This window comes from Marivivens donghaensis (genome assembly GCF_030410045.1).
GTDB classification, from domain to species: Bacteria; Pseudomonadota; Alphaproteobacteria; order Rhodobacterales; family Rhodobacteraceae; genus Marivivens; species Marivivens donghaensis.
This window is the reverse complement of the sequence record NZ_JAUFRA010000007.1, coordinates 112910-135679: the sequence shown is the minus strand read 5'-3', so window position 1 is coordinate 135679 and position 22770 is coordinate 112910. Positions and strand designations below refer to the sequence as shown.

The window sequence follows — 22770 nt, the reverse complement described above, 5'->3', positions numbered from 1 at the left end:
ACAATTAACACACGCGAAAGAAGAAGGGCGCCCGAAGGCGCCCATTCCCTTAGTCTACAATCGTCGCCTCGGTCGCGGCCCGAAGCTCTTCTTCGGTGACACCATCGGCGAGTTCGACGATCTTCAGGCCGCCTTCGACCACGTCCAGAACCCCGAGGTTCGAGATGATACGATCAACCACGCTCTTGCCCGTCAGCGGCAGGGTGCACGCTTTCAGAACCTTGGATTCACCATGTTTATTGGTGTGATCCATCACGACAACAACTCGACCAACACCCGCAACGAGGTCCATCGCGCCGCCCATGCCTTTGACCAGCTTGCCTGGGATCATCCAGTTGGCGAGGTCGCCGTTCTCTGCCACTTCCATCGCACCAAGGATTGCCATCGCGATTTTGCCGCCACGGATCATTGCAAACGACTGCGCCGAGTCGAAATAGGCCGTGTGCGGCAGTTCGGTGATCGTCTGTTTACCTGCGTTGATCAGGTCAGCGTCTTCTTCGCCTTCAAACGGGAACGGCCCCATGCCGAGCATCCCGTTTTCGGACTGCAGCGTCACTTCAACGCCTTCGGGAATGTAGTTTGCAACGAGCGTCGGGATACCGATGCCGAGGTTCACATACCAACCGTCTTGAAGTTCTTGCGCGGCCCGCGCCGCCATCTGGTTACGATCCCACGGCATTATGCGGACTCCTTCTTGCGGGTGGTGCGCTGTTCGATACGTTTTTCGTGTGCGCCCTCGATGATGCGATGGACGTAAATGCCCGGCAGGTGGATCGCATCTGGATCGAGCGTCCCTGCTGGCACGATTTCTTCGACCTCTGCGACGCAGATTTTACCGCAGGTCGCGGCTGGCACGTTAAAGTTCCGCGCAGTTTTGCGGAAAATCAGGTTGCCCGTTGTATCCGCTTTCCATGCCTTCACGATGGCGAGGTCGGCAAAGATGCCTTCTTCCAAGATGTAGGTTTGGCCATTGAAGTCTTTGTGCTCTTTGCCTTCCGCGATCACGGTGCCCACGCCAGTTTTCGTGTAGAAACCGGGGATACCAGCGCCACCAGCGCGCATACGTTCGGCCAATGTACCTTGCGGGTTGAACTCCAACTCCAACTCGCCCGACAGATACTGGCGCATGAATTCGGCGTTTTCGCCCACATAGGACGAGATCATTTTCTTAACCTGTTTGGTCTGCAACAGGATGCCGATCCCGAACTCATCTACGCCTGCGTTGTTCGATGCAAAGGTAAGGTCCTTGGTGCCTGCGTCTTTGATCGCGTCCAGCAAAAGTTCGGGGATACCGCACAGGCCGAAACCACCCGCCGCGATAAACATCCCGTCAAACAAAAGCCCATCAAGGGCCTCTGCTGCACTACCGTAAATCTTCTTCATTCTCTCCCCCTCTGGGTCCGTATGGGCCACTCTCGGCAAAGAGCCTCCCTCATCATGGCGGTTAGATTACTGAAAAAATCGCCGCTGTCCCGTGGTTTTTTCTGCACCTGCAAAAGAAAGCGGCGAGCCTTGGCCCGCCGTTCTATGTCATTCGTCGCTCGCTGCTTTTTTCACTGGCGCTTTTTTCGCTGAGGCCTTCTTGGCGGCGGGCTTTTTCGCTGCTGCCTTTTTTGCGGGGGCTTTGCGTTTCTTGCCAGACTTCGCGGCTTTTTCGTTTACCAGCTCAATCGCTTGTTCGACCGTCACCGACTCTGGGTCTACATCTTTGGGCAGGGTCGCGTTGACTTTTTCCCATTTGATGTAGGGACCATAACGCCCCGACATAACCGCCATAGCACCACCATCTGGGTGATCACCCAGTTCTTTGAGCGGTTTCGCGGCTTCGCGGCCACCACGACCCGCCTTTTTCAGGGCGAGCACTTCGACGGCGCGGTTCATACCGATGTCAAAGACCTCATCGACCTCTTTGAGGTTCGCATAGGTCGTGCCGTGTTTCACAAACGGACCAAAGCGACCGATGCCTGCCTCGACCACAACACCATCTTCGGGGTGCGGGCCGATTTCACGCGGCAGGTTCAGCAGCATCAGCGCCTTATCAAGATCGATTGAGTCAGTCGTCCAGCCTTTGGGCAGACTTGCACGCGGGGGCTTCGGGAAATCCTCAGAGGCTTCGCCACGTTGTACATAGGGACCATATCGACCATCGCGGAGCGAGATCGGATCGCCATCATCGTGACCTAGCAGTTTGCCATCAGGACCGATACCCGTTTGCTCCATCCCCGGAGGGCCGAACGGACGGGTAAAGCGGCATTCAGGGTAATTCGAACAGCCGATGAACGCACCACCAGACCGCGCCGTCCGCATGGACAGTCGCCCAGCGCCACAGTTCGGGCAAGCACGCGGATCGCTGCCGTCCTCTTTGGCTGGGAAGAGATGCGGTTCGAGAACCTCGTTGATCTTATCGAGCACCTCGGTGATCCGAAGTTCGGACGTTTCTGCGATCGCAGCCGAGAAATCCTTCCAGAAACGTTTCAGCAGGTCGTGGTAATCCACCTCGCCCGCCGACACCTCGTCGAGTTCGTTCTCAAGGCTCGCTGTGAAGTCATACTCCACATACTTTTTAAAGTAGTTCGACAGGAAGACGGTGACCAAACGGCCTTTGTCCTGCGGGATCAGGCGGCCTTTATCCTTGGTCACATAATCGCGGTCCTGAATCGTGGTCACGATAGAGGCATAAGTGGACGGGCGACCAATCCCCAGCTCTTCCATCTTCTTAACCAAAGTCGCCTCGGTGTAGCGCGGCGGCGGCTGGGTGAAGTGCTGCTCTGGCAGAACTTCTTTCTTATCGGTTTTGTCGCCAGCAGCGAGGAGCGGCAGACGTTTGTCGTCGTCATCCACAACGCTGTCGTCGCGACCTTCTTCGTAGACGGCGATGAAGCCTTCGAACAGAACGACCTGACCCGTGGCACGCAGGATGACCTGACCATCAGCCGAAGCAATATCGACCGTGGTGCGTTCCATTTGCGCGGCCGCCATCTGGCTCGCAATGGTGCGTTTATAGATCAGATCGTAGAGCTTCTGCTGATCCGCATCCGAGATTTTGACCTTTTCAGGCGACATAAACATATCCGTCGGGCGGATACATTCGTGCGCTTCCTGCGCGTTTTTCGCCTTGTTTTTATACATGCGCGGGCTGGACGGCAGGTATTTTTCGCCGAACTTTTCTTTGATCGCATCACGCGCGGCCATGACCGCCTCAGGTGCCATGTCGATACCGTCGGTACGCATGTAGGTGATCAGACCTGCCTCATACAAACGCTGGGCCGCGCTCATCGCTTGGCGAGCACCCATACCGAACTTACGCGAGGCTTCCTGCTGGAGCGTCGAGGTCATGAACGGCGGGGACGGGTTACGGTTGGCAGGCTTTGCCTCAACCGACTGAACCGTCAGATCGCGGCTCGAAATCGCAGCGGCAGCCAGTTCAGCCTGCGCAGCCGTCGAAATATCGAATTTGTCGAGCTTTTTGCCTGCGAACGATGTCAGACGCGCCTCAAACTGTTGACCGCGCGGGTTCGCAAGAACAGCCTTAACTGTCCAGTATTCTTGGGGATTGAAGGCCTCAATCTCCATCTCGCGTTCAACGATCAGGCGCAGACATACGGACTGCACGCGGCCTGCCGATTTAGAACCGGGGAGCTTGCGCCACAGAACCGGCGAGAGGTTAAACCCAACGAGGTAGTCCAGCGCACGGCGGGCCAGATAGGCCTCAACCAGATGGGTGTCGACCTGACGCGGATTTTTCATCGCCTCGGTCACAGCATTCTTGGTGATCGCGTTGAATGTCACGCGGCTCACCGTCGTCGATTTCTTAATCGCGCGACGCGTGGTCAGGGTCTCTTGCAGGTGCCAGCTGATGGCTTCGCCTTCGCGATCAGGGTCGGTTGCGAGAATAAGAACGTCGTCGTCCTTGAGCGCGTCGGCAATCGCCTTAACGTGCTTTTTGCTGTCATTCGCGACTTCCCATTTCATCTCGAAATTGGCGTCGGTGTCGACAGAGCCGTCTTTCGGAGGCAGGTCGCGGACGTGACCGTAGGATGCCAAAACCGTGTAGTCCGATCCAAGATATTTGTTGATTGTCTTGGCTTTAGCCGGGGATTCGACAACAACAACTGGCATGGGAACTCCGTAAGAAAAGGCTTTTGCGTATGGCGCGGCAACATGTGTGCTATCGCAGTGGAATGTCAATGCACCCATTTCTCACCCTTGATCAAGGTCATAGCGACACTGTCAAAATAACTTCAAACTAAGGTCTGATTGGTTAGGAGGGTATTTTGATGACTTTCAAATTCGTCACGATGGCTGCGCTTGTCGCTCTTCCGATTGGCGCGATGGCCGAGCAGGTCTTTACTCCTGAACGTGGAACTAACCTCAGATCCGAACTGATGAACACCGCCCGCCCCTATGCGGAGTCCGTGTTTGGCGCACCTGTTGAGTTCGTGGTGCATGACCTCCTTGTTCAAGGCGATCACGCCTATGCGTGGCTGACGGCACAGCGACCGGGCGGTGGGCAAATTGACCTGACACGAGCGCCCGCAGCCAAAGACATCATGTTCGGCGTGAACGACCACACAGATATAAATGTGTTCTATGAACGCAGCGGAGCGGGCTGGCAGGTCTACGACTGGGCCGCGTTTGCGACGGACGTTTGGTGGCAACGCAAGGACATTTGCGCGGGGTGGGGCGACCTGTTGGACTACGGTTGCAACTAAAGGCGCGACAACAGCCCGCCAACATGTCGTTGGATCGCCCCGTCTAGTTCGAGAGCGATCAGTGCGGGTGCAATTAGGTTTGGCGCGGACTTCATGTCCCTGATCAACTGATCCTCTGCGATTGGCGATGGCCCGAGGCGGGATAAGATTTGCTTGTGCAGGGCCTTGCTGTCTTCAAAACTGCGCTGGGGCTGCGGGATCGGGGCGAGAGGCAATTCGGGCGCTTCTTCCACCAATGGCGTCAGACCCGCGATCACGTCCTCGGCCCCACGGATCAACGTCGCACCATCGCGGATCAGCGCGTTGCAGCCCCCTGCCCGCCCATCAAACGGATGCCCCGGAACGGCAAAGACCTCTCGCCCTTGGGCCAAAGCGTTTTCAGCAGTGATCAGACTGCCCGACTTCGCAGCCGCTTCAACCACGACAACGGCGCGACTGAGGCCAGAGATAATGCGATTGCGTGCAGGGAAATGACGGGCTTGGGGTTGCAGGCCAATCGGTTGTTCGGACAGGCGCAGACCTTTGGCGCCGATGGCATGAAACAGTTCGGCGTTTTCGTTGGGATAGATGACATCGACGCCGCCACCCAATACGGCAACGGTGCCCGCCTCAATCGCGGCATGATGCGCGGCGGCATCCACACCGCGGGCGAGGCCTGACACGACGACATAGCCTGCCGACGATAAGTCCGCCGCGAGTTTCCGTGCCATCCGCGTGCCCAATGAGGACGCATTGCGGGCACCAACCAGCGCGACCATCGGGCGGGTCAAAAGGGACGTATCGCCAACCGCCCAGAGGATCGGCGGGGCGTCATCTAATGTAGCCAGTGACGCGGGATAGTCTGGATCGCCGAGGCACAGCATCCGTGCTTTGACAGCGCGGGCGGCCTTGAGTTCGGCATGAATGACGCCTTCGGGACAGATCGCGTAATCGGTGACACCTGCCGCGCGCGCGACTTCTGGCAAAACCTCTAACGCAACCTGTGCCGAACCATGCTCCGCGATCAGTCGGTGAAATGTCGCAACACCGACCCGTCGAGATCGCAGCAGACGGAGACGGTTAAACCGGTCGGCTTCCATGGTGGGTGGGAGTGGGGGGTGAGTGGAAGAACGTGGGGTTCCGGTCATCCTGTGCTCCATCTGCTGCAGGATCGGAATACGCTCGCAACCTTAAGAAGCCGTAAATGGAGCGGAATTATTCGGGCCTAAATGCCTCGGGGAATTTCAGGCACAAAGTTATCCAATATTTCAGCGGCAAAACGACCGAGGGCATTCGCCCTACCACGTAAAAACACCCACCAAAGGTGTCGCGCGCGCCGATACCGAAATGAGCACGTTCCCACACCCCTCTTCTCGACTTCGGACCGCGCACATTAAGACGACGCACCGCCGACCGTTAGGCCGCCGATCATCAGCGTTGGTTGTCCTACACCTACGGGAACCCATTGACCTGCCTTACCGCAGTTGCCGATACCAGGGTCTAGGGCCATGTCGTTACCAATCGCGCGAATTTGGCCCATCGCGGTCGGACCATCGCCGATCAGGGTCGCACCTTTAACAGGGGCGCCGACCACACCGTTTTTAACGCGGTAGGCTTCGGTGCAAGAGAACACGAACTTACCGTTGGTGATATCCACCTGACCGCCGCCAAAGCCCACAGCATAAATGCCGTCCTTTAGATCGGCGAGGATCGCTGCGGGGTCAGCGTCGCCACCTAACATATAAGTGTTGGTCATGCGCGGCATCGGCAGGTGGGCAAAGCTTTCACGACGCCCGTTTCCTGTTGCCTCTACGCCCATCAATCGCGCGTTTTGACGGTCCTGCATGTAGCCGACGAGGATACCGTCCTCGATCAGGACGTTTTTGCCAGACGGCGTACCTTCGTCATCGACGGTGATCGACCCGCGACGACCCGGAATGGTGCCGTCATCCAGAACGGTGACGCCTTTGGCCGCGACCTGCTGGCCAACACGTCCCGAAAACGCGCTGGTGCCTTTGCGGTTAAAATCACCTTCAAGGCCATGACCGACAGCCTCGTGGAGTAGAACCCCCGGCCAACCCGGCCCGAGGACGACATCCATCACGCCCGCAGGGGCTGCTTCGGCCTCTAGGTTCACCAGAGCAACGCGCAGCGCCTCGCGCACGGCGGGTTCCCAGTGATCGCGAGAGATCAGACCGATCAGCCCTTCGCGGCCACCACCACCGTGGCCCCCAGATTCGCGGCGCCCGTTCGCATCCTCGACGATGACAGAGACGTTTACGCGGCTCATGGGGCGAATGTCGGTAACGATAGTGCCCTCGGGCCGCAGAATCACGACCTCTTGCAGCGAGGCAGCAAGGGATGCGGTCACTTGGACTACCCGACTATCCAAATCACGCGCAAAGGCATCAATTTCGTTCAGCACGTCGATCTTCGCCGGAAAGGTCGCCTGCGCGATGGGATCAACGTCACTATATAATTTAACGTTGGTGGGCTTTGGGCCGACCGCCAAAGTGCCTCCCCCAACGCCAACCGCAAGGCGGGCCGTCGCGACCGCTCTTTTCAGCGAAGATTCGTCGATTGTTGTCGAATGCGCGTAACCTGCCGTCTCTCCCCGCACGGCGCGGAGGCCGAAACCCTCGGAAGAATCGTAGCTGGCTGTTTTGATGCGACCATCGTCTAAAGTCAGAACTTCCGCACGACGCCGTTCGAGAAAAAGCTCTCCATCGTCGGCCCCAGCAGTCGCTTCACGCAACAAAACAAGGGCTTGATCCTGATCCAGAGAGGTTTCAAAGGGGCGGAAGTGATCGGTTTTCATATTTAGCTTTCGTGATATTATCTTTGACATAGGTCAAAAAAGGACAATATGCCGCCCTTGTGGTTCTTGAGTTGTGTCGCAGGATATGGGACATGCAACGCTGGATACAATGGGATTCCGGAGATTGTTCTCTTGGGTACCACACTAAGGGGAGGGGCATCAGTGCCCCTAAAAGCACAGGGTTAAAGATGCGATTGACCAATTTTGTCTCCAAGCTTTCCGCTGCCGCTGGCCTTGCACTGGCTGGCGTTGCTGCGAAAGCGCAGGAAGTGAACCAACAACTTGAAGTAATCGGTGCGCCGACACCAGGTGGCATGGGCTTCCAGCCTGCTGCGTCCGAACTCGCACGTGACCTACAGTGGCTCGACGGTATGATCCTTTCGATCATCACCGTTATCACCCTGTTCGTCGTGGCTCTGCTGGCTATCGTGATTGTGCGCTACAACCGCCGCGCAAACCCGACACCAGCGACCTTCACCCACAACTCGCCGCTCGAAATCGCTTGGACCGTTGTTCCGATCGTTATTCTGGTGTTCATCGGTGCGTTCTCGCTGCCGATCCTGTTCAAGCAGCAGGAATTCCCTGAAGGTGACATCACCATCAAAGTCACCGGCAACCAGTGGTACTGGTCTTACGAATACGTTGATGATGGCGTTGCGTTCGACAGCTACATGATCGGTCACCCGTCTTCGGTTCCGATGGGCTACGAAGGTCCGGAAATCGCTCCGTTCGTTCGCGACGAAGCTATGGATGCGCTGATGGAGAATTTCGGCTACGATCCGTCGCTCTTTGCTCTGGCTACCGATACCGCAATCGTTGTTCCGGTTGGTGCAACTATCGTAATGCAAGTGACTGGCGCGGACGTGATCCACTCCTTCGCTCTGCCGGCAATGGGCGTAAAACAGGACGCTGTTCCTGGTCGTCTGGCACAGCTGTGGTTCGCACCTGAAGTTGAAGGCATCTACTTCGGTCAATGTTCGGAAATCTGCGGCAAAGACCACGCTTACATGCCGATCACTCTGAAAGTTGTCAGCCAAGAAGCCTACGACGAATGGCTGGCTGCAGCGAAAGAAGAATACCCGGCCTAATCGCCGAGTGGCAGGGCCTGACCCTGCCGACTACAGAACACGAACGGGCGGGATTTCCCGCCCTTCGCTTCACCCCAGCACCTCGTAAGAAGAGCCGCGAATGACCGACGCCAGCTTGCCAGAGACCACCCGCGAAGCCAGCATGGGCGATTACATCGCTTTGCTGAAGCCACGCGTGATGTCGCTCGTGGTGTTTACCGCGCTGGTTGGTCTGATCGTGGCTCCTGTGCCTGTGCACCCCTTCATCGCTTTTGTTGGTATCTTGTGCATCGCAGTGGGCGGCGGCGCTTCGGCGGCGCTGAACATGTGGTGGGATGCTGACATCGACCGTATCATGAAGCGCACCTCGAACCGCCCGATCCCCTCGGGCCGCGTTCAGCCCGAAGAAGCATTGGCCATCGGCCTTGCACTCAGCGGGTTTTCGGTTGTGCTCTTGGGTCTGGCGTCGAATTGGCTGGCGGCTGGTCTGCTGGCGTTCACGATCTTCTTTTATGCCGTCGTCTACACGATCTGGCTGAAACGCTCGACACCGCAGAACATCGTGATCGGTGGCCTGTCTGGCGCGCTGCCGCCGATGATCGGCTGGGCGGTCGCGACTGGTGGCATCACCATCGAATCGGTTCTGATGGTCGCGCTGATCTTTATGTGGACCCCGCCGCACTTCTGGTCGCTGGCGATCTTTGTTAAATCCGACTACGGCCGCGCTGGTGTGCCTATGCTGACCGAAACACACGGTCGCCGCGTCACCCGCAACCACATCATGGGTTACATGATTGCGCTGATCCCTGTGTCGATGGCTATCGTATTCACTTCGATCGGCGGGTGGGTTTATCTCGCAACCGCGATCATCATGAACCTGTGGTTCCTCAAGGCATGCTACGCCGTATGGCGCCGTGACGAAGAGGCTGCAGAGGCAGACAGCTTTGCCGCCGAGCGTTCGGCGTTCAAAGTATCGCTCGCCTATTTGTTCCTCCATTTTGCAGCCCTGATGATTGATGCAGCTCTGCGCACACAAGGGATCGGTGGCTTCTAATGACTATCCGCGTTGAACACGAACTTCACACACGCCGCAAAGGCCGCAACTACGGCCTACTGATCGTGCTGCTGGCATTCGTTGGCTTGGTCTTTGGCCTGACCGTTGTGAAGGTTCTCGAACTGGGCGACGCTCGTAAGTTCGAAAGCAACGACCACGTTTTGCGCCCGGCTCTTCTGCCGATGGACACCCCCGCCACAACGGAGGCTGGTCAGTGAAATTATTCCCAAACATTCAAGGCGCTAAACGCACGGTGCTCCAGCTGGTGACAGTTGTGGTCGTCATGGGTGCGTTGTCTTGGGCGTCGGTTCCGTTTTACAGCTGGTTCTGTAAGGTCACTGGCTTTGGAGGCGCGACCAATGTCGTCGAAACCGCAAGCGATGTGATCCTCGACCGCGAGATGAAAATCCGCTTCGACAGCTCGACCGATCCATCATTGCCGTGGTCGTTCAAACCCGTTCAGCGCGAAATGACCGTAAAAATCGGCCAAACCGCTCTTGCCTATTACGAAGCAACCAACACCTCGAACCGCCCCGTTGCGGGTCAGGCGACCTATAACGTCGTCCCCTACGAGGCAGGTGGTTTCTTTGATAAGATCGAATGTTTCTGCTTTACCGAACAGGTTTTGCAGCCAGGTGAAACCGTGGTCATGCCCGTGAGCTTTTTTGTAGACCCCGCGATCGTTGACGATCGGGACGCAAAATACGTGCATACAATCACGCTCAGCTATACATTCTTTGAAATCCCGCTGCCGGACCAAGATACGGCAGCACTGTCCGATACGGCACCCGCCGACACCAAACTTAACTAAAGACCAGCCGCAGGGAACACTGACATGGCTCACGCTAAGAACCACGACTACCACATTCTTCCGCCGTCGATCTGGCCGTTCACTTCGGCTGTAGCGGCCTTCATCATGCTGTTCGGCGCCGTCATGTGGATGGCAAACGACATGCCTTGGATGTTCCTGATCGGCCTCGTTGCGTCGCTCTACTCCGCAGGCGCATGGTGGGCTGACACCGTGAAAGAGAACAAAGCTGGCGACCACACCGCGGTTGTTCGCATTGGTCTGCGCTACGGCGTGATCCTGTTCATCATGTCCGAAGTGATGTTCTTCGCTGCATGGTTCTGGGCGTTCTTCAAAACCCAAATGTACCCGATGTTCACCTACGCAGGCACCTCCTACGTAGAGCCGTCCATCGTTCCAGTTGATGCATTCCACCTGCCGCTGATCAACACTCTGATCCTGCTCTGCTCGGGTGCTGCTGTGACTTGGGCACACCACGCGCTGGTGCACGAAAACAACCGCAAAGACCTCGTTCAGGGTCTCACCATCGGTATCATCCTCGGCGTATTCTTCACCATTCTTCAGGTATATGAATACTACGAACTGATCGTGCACATGGGCTGGTCGCTGTCGGGTGACGTGTTCTACAACACCTTCTTCATGGCAACTGGCTTCCACGGTTTCCACGTCGTCATCGGTACGATCTTCCTTACCGTCTGCTTGATCCGTGCAACTCGTGGACACTTCTCGCCTGAATCGCACGTCGGCTTCGAAGCAGCCGCTTGGTACTGGCACTTCGTTGACGTTGTATGGCTGTTCCTCTTCGCAGCAGTCTACATCTGGGGCCAAGCCTAAGGTTTGCGCAGGCGGGACTTGACCCGCCGCCCATGACAGGACAATGACCGCGCGGGGACTGCCTCGCGCGGTTTCGTTTACAAAGGACGTTCGGATGCGTCGAATTCTCTTTTTGTTGACCTTTGGTTTGGGTGGCTTGGCCGTCCTGCTGTCGCTCGGCACATGGCAGATGCAACGGCTCGACTGGAAACAAGAACTCCTCGCTGAGATGGAGAGCCGCATCGCGGCCCCTGCGATCCCCCTGCCCGCCACCGCGACCGAAGCCGACGGCGAGTATATCGCTGTGACGCTGACGGGCACGCCAACCGGCCAAGAGCTGCATGTTCTGTCGTCTGGCTCTGCTGCGGGCACGGGATACCGCGTGATTTCGGCATGGGTCACTAATGATGACCGTCGAATCATGGTCGACATGGGCGTAATGCCGCTGGACGCAAAATCCATTGCACCAGTGCTGACCGAACAGATCATCACGGGCAACTTGTTCTGGCCTGACGATGCGGCGGCGACCTCCCCTGCACCTGACCTTAACGCGAATATCTGGTTCGCCCGCGACACGGCTGCGATGGCAGAGGCATTGGGGACCGAGCCCCTGATGGTCGCCCTGCGCACCACGACCGCGCCTGACCCTCGTGTGACCATCGTTCCCGTAAACACAGCGGGGATCAAAAATGATCACCGCGAATATGCAATTACTTGGTTCCTGTTGGCCTTTGTTTGGGCTGTAATGACTGGGTATTTCCTCTACCGCTCCTCCAAAGATTCTAAGAAGGACTGACCGATGCGCTATATCTCGACCCGTGGACAGGCCCCCGCCCTTACGTTCGAAGAGGCGATGATGACTGGCCTTGCCCGTGATGGCGGCCTCTATGTCCCTGAAACCGTCCCAACGATGACCAAGGACGAGATCGCTGCGCTGGCTGGCAAATCCTATGAAGAGATCGCCTTTGCCGTGATGAAGCCGTTTGTGGCCGACACCTTCACCGACGAAGAGTTCAAAGGTCTGATCGAAAAAGCCTATGCTGGGTTTGGTCACGACGCCCGCGCACCGCTGGTGCAATTGGCGCCGAACCACTTCCTTCTGGAACTGTTCCACGGCCCGACCCTCGCGTTCAAAGACTTCGCGATGCAGCTGATCGGTCAGATGATGCAATTCGCGCTGGCCCGTTCGGGCAAACGGATCACTATCGTTGGCGCGACTTCGGGCGATACAGGCTCTGCCGCAATTGAAGCATTCCGTGGTCTGGACAACGTCGATGTGTTCATCCTGTTCCCCCATGGCCGCGTATCCGAGGTGCAGCGCCGTCAGATGACCACCCCATCGGAATCGAATGTTCACGCGCTGGCGGTTGATGGCGACTTTGACGATTGTCAGGCCGCGCTGAAGGACATGTTTAACGACTTTGATTTCCGCGATGAGGTTCACCTCGCTGGTGTAAACTCGATCAACTGGGGTCGCGTTCTGGCACAGGTCGTTTACTACTTCTCCTCCGCAGTGAGCCTCGGCGCACCGCATCGCAAGGTGTCCTTCACCGTGCCGACAGGCAACTTCGGTGACATCTTCGCGGGCTATATCGCTAAGAAGATGGGCCTGCCGATCGACCGTCTGGTCGTAGCGACCAACCAGAACGACATCCTGCACCGCACACTGGCAACTGGCGTTCAAAAGAAAGAGGGCGTGACCCCTTCGATCAGCCCTTCGATGGATATTCAGGTCTCGTCCAACTTTGAACGCGCGCTGTTCGATGCCTATGGCCGCGACGGTGCTGTGACCGCTCAGGCGATGGCTGACCTCAAGGACAAAGGGGAATTCACCATCTCCCAAGGCGCCTATGACATGCTCAAGGACACCTTCAACTCTGGCCGCGCATCCGAGGATGAAACCCTCGAAACCATCGGTGCGCAGATCAAAGCATCGGGTGAACTTCTCTGCCCGCACTCGGCTGTTGGCGTGAAAGTGGCCGAGGATTTCCTCGGCGCGACCCCGATGATCACACTGGCGACCGCACACCCTGCAAAGTTCCCAGACGCAGTGGAAAAAGCGAGCGGCATTCGCCCGCCTCTTCCCCCGCGCATGGCAGACCTGTATGACCGTGATGAACGGGTCACACGCGTCGCCAACGACATGGACGCCCTGCAAGCTATCATTCGGGAGCGTCGCGCGCGTTGACCATCCGCACTCACACACTATCCAACGGCTTCCGTATCGTAACCGAAGCCATGCCCAGCCTAAAATCCGCCTCTATCGGCGTTTGGGTTTTGGCAGGTGGACGCCACGAACGGATCGAACAGAACGGCATCGCGCATTTCCTTGAACATATGGCATTCAAGGGAACGACGAACCGCACCGCATTGCAGATTGCCGAACAGATCGAAGACGTAGGCGGCTATATCAACGCCTACACCAGCCGCGAAATGACGGCCTATTACGCGCGCGTCCTCGAAGAGGACGTGACGCTTGGGCTCGACATTATCGGCGATATTCTGATGAACCCTGTGTTCAATCCGCATGACGTGGATGTCGAACGCGGCGTGATCCTCCAAGAAATCGGTCTGTCCTACGACACGCCTGACGATATCGTTTTTGATTGGCTGCAAGAGGCCGCCTATCCCGATCAGCCGCTTGGACGCACCATCCTAGGTCCGTCTGAACGTGTGTCGGCGTTTCAAAACCATGATCTGCAAGGGTTCATGGATGAACACTACGCGCCCGACCGTATGATCCTGTCGGCTGCTGGGGCCGTGGACCATGATGCGATCGTTAAACAGGCCGAAGCGATCTTTGGCGGCATGAAATCGCGCCCGAACCTCCAGACCGTGGTTCCAGCCACCTTCCGCAGCGGCGAAAAGCGCGAGTTGAAAGCGTTAGAGCAGGTCCATTTCACATTGGGCTTTGAAGGTCCAGATTATCTCGGTCGGGACATCTTTACCGCACAGATTTACTCGTCGGCTCTGGGCGGCGGTATTTCCAGCCGTCTGTTCCAAGAAATCCGCGAAAACCGTGGTCTCTGCTATTCAATCTTTGCTCAAACAGGCGCCTATGCCGACACGGGCATGATGACGATTTACGCCGGCACATCTTCTGACGACATCGCCCAACTGACGCAAATCACGATGGACGAGATGAAGCGTGCTGCTGACGACATGTCCGAAGCCGAAGTCGCTCGTGCCCGTGCGCAAATGAAGGCGGGTCTGTTGATGGGGCTGGAAACACCGTCGAACCGTGCCGAACGTCTGGTCCATATGCTCTATTCCAAGGGCCGCATCATCGACCTCGAAGAAACCGTTGCGATGATCGACAATGTATCCGTACAGGAGGTTCGCGAGTTTGCGGGCAAGATGGCGGGTGAGGCAGAGATGGCGATGGCGATCTATGGTCCTGGTCAAAATGCACCAGATCTGGACACTATGAAATCAAGGCTCGTTGCATAATGCTGGGGCGGCGTCGCAAGGTCAGGCTGGAAACAGACCGCATGACATTGCGGCTGCCAGATCATGGCGACTGGCGCCAGTGGGCGGACCTTCGGCAAGAGAGCCGCGAGTTTCTGACCCCGTGGGAACCTGAATGGTCCAAGGACCACCTGAGCCGCAAGGCCTTTACCAACCGTGTGTATTGGTCCCAACGGTCGCTCGCCAATGGCACCGCCGTTCCGCTGTTCCTCATTCGCCGTGAGGATCAAGCGCTCCTCGGGGCAATTACCCTCGACAATATCCGTCGCGGCCCTGCCCAAGCGGGCACCGCAGGCTATTGGATCGGCCAACGCTATGCCCGCAACGGCTACATGCGCGAAGCGATTGATGCGCTGGTGCATTACGCCTTTGTCGAACTAGACCTGAGCCGGATCGAAGCGGGCTGTTTGCCCCAAAACACGCCTTCGCGCCGCCTGCTCGAAAGCTGCGGTTACAAATACGAAGGCGTCGCGCAGAGCTACCTCGAGATTAACGGACGCTGGCGCAACCACGTCCTTTACGCAAACCTCCGCGCGGATCGCCGCGGTAAGGCAAATTTAGGCCAATGCTGAACTCTGCTGACGATACTTTTGTTTCCCTCCTAAAATCTGCCATCCCTGATCTGCAGAATAAGGACGATACGGCCCCCTACCTGCGTGAACCGCGCGGGCGGTTCATGGGGACGGGTGTCGTTGTTGCGCCGTCCAGCACAGCAGAGGTCTCTGAGGTCGTCAAACTCTGCGCCGCGCATAAGATTGGCATTGTCCCCTACTCTGGCGGCACTGGTTTGGTCGGCGGCCAGCTGATGGAAGACGGCCCCGTGCCTGTTATCCTCAGCCTTGAGCGGATGAACCGCATTCGTGACATCTACCCGACCGAAAACGTGCTCGTCTGCGACGCGGGCTGCATTTTGGCGGACGTTCAGGCGGCCGCAGAGGGCGTAGAACGCCTGTTCCCACTCTCGCTCGCCTCTGAAGGATCAGCACGGATTGGCGGGCTGCTTGGCACCAACGCAGGCGGGTTGAACGTTCTGCGTTACGGAAACGCTCGCGCTCAGGTCCTAGGCCTTGAGGTCGTAACGGCGAGCGGAGAGGTCTGGAACGGCCTAACCCGTCTGCGCAAAGACAACACAGGCTATGACTTGCGCGACCTGATGATCGGGTCCGAGGGGAGCCTTGGCATCATCACAGGTGCCGCGCTGAAACTGTCGCCGCGACCCGCGACACATGGCACCGCGCTGATGGTTGTACCGTCGCCTGCGGCGGCTCTCGACCTATTGGCACTGGCGCAGGCGCAAATCGGCGAAGGCATCTCTGCCTTTGAACTGATGAGCAAACAGGGCATCGCGTTTTTGGATGAGGTCGGCCCAGAGGTCGCGAAACCCTTTGCCGAGACGCCAGAATGGTTCGTCCTCATCGACCTAGGTTTGCCAGCTGGGTTCCAGCCACAAGAGGCGCTTGAGACGCTGTTTGTCGCTGCATCCGAGGCCGATCTTGTCAGTGACGGCGTGATTGCCCAGTCCGAGGCCCAGCGTCAGGCGTTTTGGGTAATCCGCGAAAACATCCCCGAAGCGAACCGCCGCATCGGGTCGATCTCATCGCATGACATCTCTGTGCCGCTGTCGAAAATCCCTGACTACATCGTTGAGGCCACCGCTGCCCTCGCGCAGGTCGGTGATTTCCGCATCAACTGCTTTGGCCATTTGGGCGACGGTAACCTGCACTTCAACGTTTTCCCAACCCAAGGCCGAACCCGCGCGGATTATGAAAACCTGCGCGGCGCGATAAAAACGACCGTCCACGACATGGTTCACAAATTCGACGGTTCGGTCAGTGCAGAACACGGGATTGGACGGCTCAAGGTGGACGACCTTGAGAAATACTCCGACCCGATGAAGCTCTCGATGATGCGTGCGATCAAAGACGCGCTCGATCCGCAGGGCATTATGAACCCCGGTGCGGTTCTGCGCGCTCAGGATTAACGGGCGCGCGGTTTGGCCCGCAAGGTAGGGTCAGCCGTTGTGGGATCTTCGGGCCACGGGTGTTTGGGATATTGGCCGCGCATGTCTTTGCGCACGTCGGCATAGGAATTGGCCCAGAACCCCGGAATATCCATCGTAACCTGCACAGGCTTTTGACCCGGCGAGAGCAGCGTGACACGCAGCGGCGTTTTCCCGACGGTCGGATGGCGCGTCACCCCAAACATTTCCTGCAAACGCAAGGTGATCTGCGGATATTCCCCGTCATAATCAATCGGGATCTTTCGCCCCAGCGGCGTTTCAAAATGCGATGGGGCCGCCTGATCCAAGACCTGCAACTGGTCCCACGACAGCATGCCGCGCAGGGCGTCATGCGGATTGAACCGCTTCCAATCCTCGGCAGAGCGGACGCCGTTTAGGTGCGGCAGCAACCAATCCTCTAGCCCAGCCATGAGGCTATCAGCGTCCATCGCAGGCAAGTCAGCGCCGCCCGCACGCACCAATTCGACCCGCGCACAAAGCCGCGCCGCAGCCCCATCCAACCGCAAGCCGAGGTCACGCACGCCGTCCAGCATCGCACGGGCAATCGCGTCTTCGCTGGCCTCGGACCACTGCCGATCATCGAGGGGGAGCGCGCCAAACATCTCAACGCGGCGCGTTTTCACCCGACGATCCCGTTTGGACCATTCGCACACATCCGTCCATGCGATCTGATCCGAAAAGAGGCCACGGAGTTCACTCTCTGAAATGGCCAAGGCCTGACGGATTTTGGCCTCGCGCGGGTTCCCGTCGAGGTCGGTTGCGACGATCAATCGTTGCCCAGCGAGGCCATCGCCATCGGGCATCACCGCCCCCTTGCCGCCCGACAGGATATAGCGCGGCGCATCGCCCGACCGACGTAGGCCGACACGATCAGGATAGGCCAAGGCTGCCATCTCTGCGGGTGACAACGTGGGCTTTTCCTCAGCCATTTGGGCAAAGCGTTTCGCCTCAACCTTGATCCGATCCAGCACGCTGCGGTTCACGTTGCCTTCGCCGGTTCGGATGGCACGAAGTCGCAACATGAGGTCCGTTTGCCCGCCAATCATCGGATCGCGGTCCGCCAAAAGCGCGGCTAAGGGCGCTGCTTGTTTACCCGCAACTGCCAGCATATGGGCGAGCCGTGGGTGCAACGGCATCGCGGCGATGAGCCTGCCGTGATCGGTGATCCGACCGTTAGCGTCCAACGCGCCGAGTTGATGCAAGAGCGCCTGCGCCTCGGCCAAGGTGCCTTCGGGCGGAGGGGTGAGGAACGGCAGATCAGCCGCGCCCCACAGCGCCATTTCCAAGGCAAGACCCGCCAGATCGGTCGCTTCGATCTCTGCTGGAGGAAAGGCCTGCAATGCTCCGTCTTCGCCTTTGGTCCAGAGGCGGTAACAGGTGCCCGCAGCGACGCGGCCCGCACGGCCTGCACGCTGGGTCGCTTCGGCCTTGGACACGCGTTCAGTGACAAGCCGCGCCATCCCAGACGACGGATCATAGCGCGACCGCCGCGCACGACCCGCATCGACGACAACGCGAATATCCTCAATCGTCAGCGAGGTTTCTGCGATGGAAGTCGAAAGAACAACCTTTCTCTCGCTTAAGACAGGTGCGATCGCGGCGCGTTGCTGGGCGAAGGGCAGCGCACCATAGAGCGGTCGCACCTCACACCCTTTGGGCAAACGCCCCTGCAACGCGGCCTCAGTACGACGGATTTCGCCCTCACCAGGAAGGAACACCAAAACCCCACCTTCGGTCTGGGCCACAGCGTCAACGATCAGGTCCGCAGTTGCCATTTCAAGACGGCGGGTTTTATCGAGCGGACGTTCCAAATAGACTAGATCGACGGGATATGCGCGCCCTTCTGAGGTGATCATCGGCGCGTTGTCCAACAACCGCGCGACGGGTTCGGCATCCAGCGTCGCGGACATAACGACCAAGATCAGGTCGTCGCGCAGGGCTTGCCGAATTTCCCACGTCAGCGCGAGGCCAAGGTCAGCGTTCAGGCTGCGTTCGTGAAATTCGTCAAAGATGATCGCGCCAATACCCGAAAGCTCAGGATCGGATTGAATCATGCGGGTCAGGATACCTTCGGTGACGACTTCGATACTACTGCCCGCCTTGCTATCGCCGCGCATACGGTAACCGACCGTCTGGCCCGTCTTTTCACCAAGCTGTTCCGCCAAACGTTCGGCCGCTGCGCGGGCTGCAAGACGACGCGGTTCAAGCATGATGATCTTGCCATCGGTGACATTCGCCTCAAGCAGCGCCAATGGCACCCGCGTGGTTTTACCCGCCCCCGGGGGTGCCTGTAGCACGGCGCGGCCTTCGACGCGAAGCGCGTCGATCAGGTCAGGCAGGGCGGAGTCGATGGGAAGTGTCATGTTAGGTGTTTAGGGGGCGCCGCTGGCGCGGCGCAAGGGGGCTCTGCCCCCTAACCCCCGAGATATTTACAGCACAAAGGCAGGACGATCAGTCCCACCAAGGGCCGTGGTGGCCAGCGCCGCCATCAATGCGTTCAAACCCGTGCATACCAAAGAAGTCACGCTGGGCTTGAATGAGGTCGGTGGTTCCACGTGCCATCGACAGGGTGTCGATGAACGAAAGCGCAGACGCGCATGCAGGCACTGGGTGGCCGTTCAGGACCGCCGCGGCGACCACGCGGCGAAGCGCTGGCACAGTAGCCTTCAAGCGTTCCGCAAAGGCAGGCGCAAAGACCAGCTGTCCTTTGGGCATTTCACCACGGAAGGCCGCGGAAATATCATCGAGCAGAGCCGAACGAATGATGCAGCCTGCACGCCAGATCTCGGAGATACGAGCGAAGTCGAGCGACCAGTTGTATTCCTCAGATGCGGCGGCCAAGAGGCGGAAACCTTGAGCGTAGGCGATGATACGTGCCGCAAGGAGCGCATCGGCGTAGTCTTGCTCTGACAGGTCAACAGCTGTGCGGGTGCCCGAAAGGATCGCTTCACCGTCGATGCGGGTTTGTTTTTCCGACGACCACGACCGCGCCGCGACAGCAGCTTCGATAGCGGAGGCGGATTGGCCGAGGCGGAGCGCTTCGATTAGGGTCCAGCGGCCTGTGCCCTTTTGACCAGCGCGGTCAAGGATCACGTCAACCGCGGGTGCGCCCGTTTTGCTATCAACGGCCTGAAGAACCTTACCCGTGATTTCCACCAGATAGGATTGCAGAGCGCCAGTGTCCCACGATTCAAAACGTGCGCCGATCTCAGCAGGCGACATGCCCTGACCGTAGCGCATGATCCCGTAGAGTTCAGAGATCATCTGCATGTCGGCGTATTCGATGCCATTGTGCACGGTTTTGACAAAGTGCCCTGCACCATCAGGACCAAGGTGATCGGCACAAGCCTCGCCGTTGAACTTTGCCGCGATGGCCTCAATGACGGGGCGGATGCCAGCCCATGCTTGGGGTGTGCCGCCGACCATGATCGACGGACCATGACGGGCACCTTCTTCTCCGCCCGAAACACCCATACCGATAAAGGTTAGGCCACGGCCTTCGACCAGAGCGGTGCGGCGACGGGTGTCGTGGAAATCGGTGTTTCCTGCGTCGATGATCGTGTCACCCGGTTCGAGCAGATCACAAAGTTCTTCGATCGAAGATTCGACGGGATTGCCCGCAGGAACCATCAAGATGATCGCACGGGGCGCAGGCATGTTACGCGCCATATCCGCAAGGCTCGCGTGCGAGGTCAATTTTGCAGCGAGATCGCCCGCTTCGGCAACAAATTCAGCGGTGACATCGGCGGAACGGTTGGCAACATGGAGCGCAAATCCGTTGTCGAGGATATTGAGCGCAAGAGCGCTGCCCATTGTTCCGAGACCATAGAGGCCAAGGTTGGCAAGTTGAGTCATTTAAAAACGTCCTTTTCGGGTTCGTTGTTTGCCTCTCTCTGGGTGCTCTGATAAGGCTTAGCCAACGAAATATAAACGTCCCTAGGCGGATATATGGTACCCTTTTTGCGCACAGCCTGGACCGAAGTCGTGTCCCCAATGCTGAACCGCCCCGCGTTGGTTCAGATTGCGGCGCTGTGCATGCGTGAAACCAAGTCTGGTGATGAGGTGCTTTTGGTCACATCGTCCAATGGTCGTTGGATTCTGCCGAAAGGTTGGCCCATCGACGGGATGAGCGGTTCGCAGACCGCGCTACAGGAAGCATGGGAAGAGGCGGGCGTCAAAAACGCGCGCGCTGCAAAGGAACCTGTCGGCACCTATGACGGGAAAAAGACGGTCGATAACGGGATAGAGCGGGACTGCCGCGTCTATGTCTACGCGATAGAGGTCGAAAAACTGGCCAACAAATTTCCCGAGAAGGACAAGCGCAAGCGCAAATGGGTGCCTTTTGACCGCGCCGCAGACTTCGTTGAAGACGCCGATATGGCCGAATTTTTGCGAACCCTTAACGGATAGTGCTGCAAAGAAATGGTTGCAATCGTATCGGGTAATCCTTACCCGACTTGCCAATTGTAACACTTTTATGACGGGCCAATCTGATGACCTCAGAAGACAAGTCGAGCTGGAAAACCCTCGATCGCGATCTTAACCGGATTTCGACGCTCGAAACGGCGACACTCTATGTGTCGCGTCCCATGATCGGCTTCGGGCTCGGTCTGACCTTTATGGTGCTGGCTGGCTTTGCCGCGGCATTCGTGTTCGGCCTAGGGTCTGGATCGGCTGTGGTCGTGGCTGCTGCGGTCTTTGGCGCTTACATGGCGCTCAACATCGGGGCGAACGACGTTGCGAACAACATGGGGCCTGCGGTGGGCGCGAATGCGCTGACCATGGGCGGCGCGATTGTCATCGCGGCCCTCTGCGAAAGCGCGGGCGCACTGCTCGCTGGTGGTGACGTTGTCTCGACGATTTCCAAGGGGATTATCGATCCTGCGGGCTTTGACAGCTCGATGATGTTCATCTGGGCGATGATGGCCGCGCTGGTGTCCTCCGCACTCTGGGTGAACCTTGCGACTTGGATCGGCGCGCCTGTGTCCACGACCCACTCTGTTGTTGGCGGCGTAATGGGCGCTGGTATTGCGGCGGCAGGTCTGGCCACCGTGAACTGGACGTCGATGGGCCAAATTGCGGCGAGCTGGGTGATTTCGCCTGTGCTGGGCGGCGCGATTGCTGCGTTGTTCCTGTGGTTCATCAAAACCTTCATCATCTATCGTGAGGACAAAATCGCAGCGGCACGCCGTTGGGTGCCTGTTCTGATCGGCATCATGGCTGGCGTCTTTGCGGTTTACCTCGCGGTGAAGGGCCTGAAAAAGCTGATCTCCATCGACCTCGGGCCGGCTCTGCTGATCGGTCTGGCTGTGGGTGTTGCGACATACCTTCTGTCGTCGCCTTACATCCGCAAGAAATCCCAAGGCCTCGAGAACCGTAATAAGTCGCTCAAGGTGCTGTTCGGTCTGCCGCTGGTCATCTCTGCGGCGCTTCTATCCTTCGCACACGGTGCGAACGACGTGGCGAACGCTGTTGGTCCGCTGGCCGCAATCGTTCACACCCAAGAGTTCGGTGAAATCGCTGGCAAAGTGCACATTCCGATCTGGGTTATGGTGATCGGTGCGTTGGGCATTTCGTTCGGCCTCGTCACCTTTGGCCCCAAGCTCATTCGCATGGTTGGCTCTCAGATCACGAAACTGAACCCGATGCGCGCATACTGTGTGGCTCTCTCTGCTGCGATCACCGTGATCGTTGCGAGCTGGCTGGGTCTGCCTGTGTCGTCGACCCACATCGCGGTTGGTGGTGTGTTCGGTGTGGGCTTCTATCGCGAATGGGATCACAGCCGCCGCGCGCGTAAGCTGAACCTCGATAGGCCAGAAGCAAAACGCCTCGCCCCCGAAGAGCGTCGCCGCCGTAAACTGGTGCGTCGTAGCCACTTTATGACCATTGTCGCGGCTTGGGTGATTACCGTGCCCGCAGCGGCTGGCCTGTCGGCTGTTGTGTTCTACGTGCTCAACGGAATCTTTGGCAGCTAATCAAGGCCATCAAACCAAACACAAAAGGCGGACCCTCAGGTCCGCCTTTTTCATTT

20 protein-coding genes are annotated in these 22770 nt (G+C 58.1%); 13 read left to right on the top strand and 7 right to left on the bottom strand.

Annotation, left to right across the window (positions count from 1 at the left end; translation table 11 throughout):
• Nucleotides 1-49: 49 nt before the first annotated feature.
• From QWY83_RS12390 to topA, 3 genes are all read right to left on the bottom strand, one after another.
• The gene (locus QWY83_RS12390; protein WP_249946939.1) at nucleotides 50-679 is read right to left on the bottom strand and encodes a 3-oxoacid CoA-transferase subunit B; all 630 of its coding nucleotides are present in this window, start codon (nucleotides 677-679) and stop codon (nucleotides 50-52) included.
• Complete coding sequence (locus tag QWY83_RS12385; protein ID WP_105234233.1) at nucleotides 679-1383, bottom strand: CoA transferase subunit A; 705 nt, start codon at nucleotides 1381-1383, stop codon at nucleotides 679-681. Before QWY83_RS12385 ends, QWY83_RS12390 begins: the two co-directional genes overlap by 1 nt.
• A 147-nt stretch (nucleotides 1384-1530) precedes the next feature.
• Nucleotides 1531-4119 carry a type I DNA topoisomerase gene (gene topA / locus QWY83_RS12380; protein ID WP_249946938.1) on the bottom strand — a complete coding sequence of 863 codons (2589 nt, stop codon included), beginning with the start codon at nucleotides 4117-4119 and terminating at the stop codon, nucleotides 1531-1533.
• Nucleotides 4120-4277: 158 nt separating this feature from the next.
• On the opposite strand from topA, the gene QWY83_RS12375 reads away from it, so the two are divergent.
• A complete protein-coding gene (locus tag QWY83_RS12375; protein ID WP_249946937.1) occupies nucleotides 4278-4712 on the top strand; it encodes a hypothetical protein in 435 nt (144 codons plus the stop codon).
• Here QWY83_RS12375 and dprA read toward each other — a convergent pair.
• Both dprA and tldD read right to left on the bottom strand, forming a co-directional pair.
• On the bottom strand, nucleotides 4709-5839 hold the full coding sequence (dprA, locus tag QWY83_RS12370) for a DNA-processing protein DprA (protein ID WP_249946936.1): 1131 nt from the start codon (nucleotides 5837-5839) through the stop codon (nucleotides 4709-4711). The two genes, QWY83_RS12375 and dprA, sit on opposite strands and share 4 nt — an antisense overlap.
• Nucleotides 5840-6084: 245 nt before the next feature.
• Nucleotides 6085-7509 carry a metalloprotease TldD gene (gene tldD, locus QWY83_RS12365; RefSeq protein WP_249946935.1) on the bottom strand — a complete coding sequence of 475 codons (1425 nt, stop codon included), beginning with the start codon at nucleotides 7507-7509 and terminating at the stop codon, nucleotides 6085-6087.
• A 188-nt stretch (nucleotides 7510-7697) separates the two neighbouring features.
• Here tldD and coxB point away from each other — a divergent pair, with 188 nt between their 5' ends.
• From coxB to QWY83_RS12315, 10 genes are all read left to right on the top strand, one after another.
• Nucleotides 7698-8597 carry a cytochrome c oxidase subunit II gene (gene coxB / locus QWY83_RS12360; protein WP_249946934.1) on the top strand — a complete coding sequence of 300 codons (900 nt, stop codon included), beginning with the start codon at nucleotides 7698-7700 and terminating at the stop codon, nucleotides 8595-8597.
• Nucleotides 8598-8697: 100 nt separating this feature from the next.
• Entirely contained in the window at nucleotides 8698-9630 is a 933-nt protein-coding gene (gene cyoE, locus QWY83_RS12355; protein ID WP_105234227.1) for a heme o synthase, read from the top strand.
• Nucleotides 9630-9848 (top strand): cytochrome c oxidase system small membrane protein, encoded by a 219-nt coding sequence (locus tag QWY83_RS12350; RefSeq protein ID WP_105234226.1) that lies wholly within the window; start codon nucleotides 9630-9632, stop codon nucleotides 9846-9848. The genes cyoE and QWY83_RS12350 overlap by 1 nt, the downstream gene beginning before the upstream one ends.
• Nucleotides 9845-10441, top strand: a complete 597-nt coding sequence (locus tag QWY83_RS12345) for a cytochrome c oxidase assembly protein (protein ID WP_249946933.1) — start codon at nucleotides 9845-9847, stop codon at nucleotides 10439-10441. Before QWY83_RS12350 ends, QWY83_RS12345 begins: the two co-directional genes overlap by 4 nt.
• 24 nt (nucleotides 10442-10465) lie before the next feature.
• On the top strand, nucleotides 10466-11272 hold the full coding sequence (locus tag QWY83_RS12340) for a cytochrome c oxidase subunit 3 (RefSeq protein WP_249946932.1): 807 nt from the start codon (nucleotides 10466-10468) through the stop codon (nucleotides 11270-11272).
• A 94-nt stretch (nucleotides 11273-11366) separates the two neighbouring features.
• Nucleotides 11367-12047: an SURF1 family protein gene (locus QWY83_RS12335; protein ID WP_249946931.1), complete on the top strand. Its 681-nt coding sequence runs from the start codon at nucleotides 11367-11369 to the stop codon at nucleotides 12045-12047.
• Between the two features lie 3 nt (nucleotides 12048-12050).
• A complete protein-coding gene (thrC, locus tag QWY83_RS12330) occupies nucleotides 12051-13439 on the top strand; it encodes a threonine synthase (RefSeq protein WP_249946930.1) in 1389 nt (462 codons plus the stop codon).
• Entirely contained in the window at nucleotides 13436-14701 is a 1266-nt protein-coding gene (locus tag QWY83_RS12325; protein WP_249946929.1) for a M16 family metallopeptidase, read from the top strand. Before thrC ends, QWY83_RS12325 begins: the two co-directional genes overlap by 4 nt.
• Nucleotides 14701-15291 carry a GNAT family N-acetyltransferase gene (locus QWY83_RS12320; RefSeq protein ID WP_249946928.1) on the top strand — a complete coding sequence of 197 codons (591 nt, stop codon included), beginning with the start codon at nucleotides 14701-14703 and terminating at the stop codon, nucleotides 15289-15291. Before QWY83_RS12325 ends, QWY83_RS12320 begins: the two co-directional genes overlap by 1 nt.
• Complete coding sequence (locus tag QWY83_RS12315) at nucleotides 15285-16700, top strand: FAD-binding oxidoreductase (RefSeq protein ID WP_249946927.1); 1416 nt, start codon at nucleotides 15285-15287, stop codon at nucleotides 16698-16700. The genes QWY83_RS12320 and QWY83_RS12315 overlap by 7 nt, the downstream gene beginning before the upstream one ends.
• Here the strand turns inward: QWY83_RS12315 and hrpB are convergent.
• Together hrpB and gnd are read right to left on the bottom strand one after the other, a co-directional pair.
• Complete coding sequence (gene hrpB / locus QWY83_RS12310; RefSeq protein WP_249946926.1) at nucleotides 16697-19102, bottom strand: ATP-dependent helicase HrpB; 2406 nt, start codon at nucleotides 19100-19102, stop codon at nucleotides 16697-16699. The two genes, QWY83_RS12315 and hrpB, sit on opposite strands and share 4 nt — an antisense overlap.
• Nucleotides 19103-19190: 88 nt before the next feature.
• A complete protein-coding gene (gene gnd, locus QWY83_RS12305) occupies nucleotides 19191-20594 on the bottom strand; it encodes an NADP-dependent phosphogluconate dehydrogenase (protein WP_249946925.1) in 1404 nt (467 codons plus the stop codon).
• 93 nt (nucleotides 20595-20687) lie between these two features.
• On the opposite strand from gnd, the gene QWY83_RS12300 reads away from it, so the two are divergent.
• Nucleotides 20688-21149 (top strand): NUDIX hydrolase, encoded by a 462-nt coding sequence (locus QWY83_RS12300; RefSeq protein ID WP_249946924.1) that lies wholly within the window; start codon nucleotides 20688-20690, stop codon nucleotides 21147-21149.
• Between the two features lie 83 nt (nucleotides 21150-21232).
• Nucleotides 21233-22714: an inorganic phosphate transporter gene (locus tag QWY83_RS12295; RefSeq protein ID WP_249946923.1), complete on the top strand. Its 1482-nt coding sequence runs from the start codon at nucleotides 21233-21235 to the stop codon at nucleotides 22712-22714.
• Nucleotides 22715-22770: the final 56 nt, after the last annotated feature.

Excerpts from the sequence above, each read along its gene's own strand:
- thrC (WP_249946930.1), top strand. The coding sequence starts at position 12,051 with ATGCGCTATATCTCGACCCGTGGACAGGCCCCCGCCCTTACGTTCGAA.
- QWY83_RS12340 (WP_249946932.1), top strand. The coding sequence starts at position 10,466 with ATGGCTCACGCTAAGAACCACGACTACCACATTCTTCCGCCGTCGATC.
- coxB (WP_249946934.1), top strand. The coding sequence starts at position 7,698 with ATGCGATTGACCAATTTTGTCTCCAAGCTTTCCGCTGCCGCTGGCCTT.
- QWY83_RS12385 (WP_105234233.1), bottom strand. The coding sequence starts at position 1,383 with ATGAAGAAGATTTACGGTAGTGCAGCAGAGGCCCTTGATGGGCTTTTG.
- cyoE (WP_105234227.1), top strand. The coding sequence starts at position 8,698 with ATGACCGACGCCAGCTTGCCAGAGACCACCCGCGAAGCCAGCATGGGC.
- topA (WP_249946938.1), bottom strand. The coding sequence starts at position 4,119 with ATGCCAGTTGTTGTTGTCGAATCCCCGGCTAAAGCCAAGACAATCAAC.
- QWY83_RS12320 (WP_249946928.1), top strand. The coding sequence starts at position 14,701 with ATGCTGGGGCGGCGTCGCAAGGTCAGGCTGGAAACAGACCGCATGACA.
- QWY83_RS12375 (WP_249946937.1), top strand. The coding sequence starts at position 4,278 with ATGACTTTCAAATTCGTCACGATGGCTGCGCTTGTCGCTCTTCCGATT.
- gnd (WP_249946925.1), bottom strand. The coding sequence starts at position 20,594 with ATGACTCAACTTGCCAACCTTGGCCTCTATGGTCTCGGAACAATGGGC.
- QWY83_RS12300 (WP_249946924.1), top strand. The coding sequence starts at position 20,688 with ATGGTACCCTTTTTGCGCACAGCCTGGACCGAAGTCGTGTCCCCAATG.
- hrpB (WP_249946926.1), bottom strand. The coding sequence starts at position 19,102 with ATGACACTTCCCATCGACTCCGCCCTGCCTGACCTGATCGACGCGCTT.
- dprA (WP_249946936.1), bottom strand. The coding sequence starts at position 5,839 with ATGACCGGAACCCCACGTTCTTCCACTCACCCCCCACTCCCACCCACC.
- QWY83_RS12390 (WP_249946939.1), bottom strand. The coding sequence starts at position 679 with ATGCCGTGGGATCGTAACCAGATGGCGGCGCGGGCCGCGCAAGAACTT.
- QWY83_RS12315 (WP_249946927.1), top strand. The coding sequence starts at position 15,285 with ATGCTGAACTCTGCTGACGATACTTTTGTTTCCCTCCTAAAATCTGCC.
- QWY83_RS12350 (WP_105234226.1), top strand. The coding sequence starts at position 9,630 with ATGACTATCCGCGTTGAACACGAACTTCACACACGCCGCAAAGGCCGC.
- QWY83_RS12295 (WP_249946923.1), top strand. The coding sequence starts at position 21,233 with ATGACCTCAGAAGACAAGTCGAGCTGGAAAACCCTCGATCGCGATCTT.
- QWY83_RS12335 (WP_249946931.1), top strand. The coding sequence starts at position 11,367 with ATGCGTCGAATTCTCTTTTTGTTGACCTTTGGTTTGGGTGGCTTGGCC.
- tldD (WP_249946935.1), bottom strand. The coding sequence starts at position 7,509 with ATGAAAACCGATCACTTCCGCCCCTTTGAAACCTCTCTGGATCAGGAT.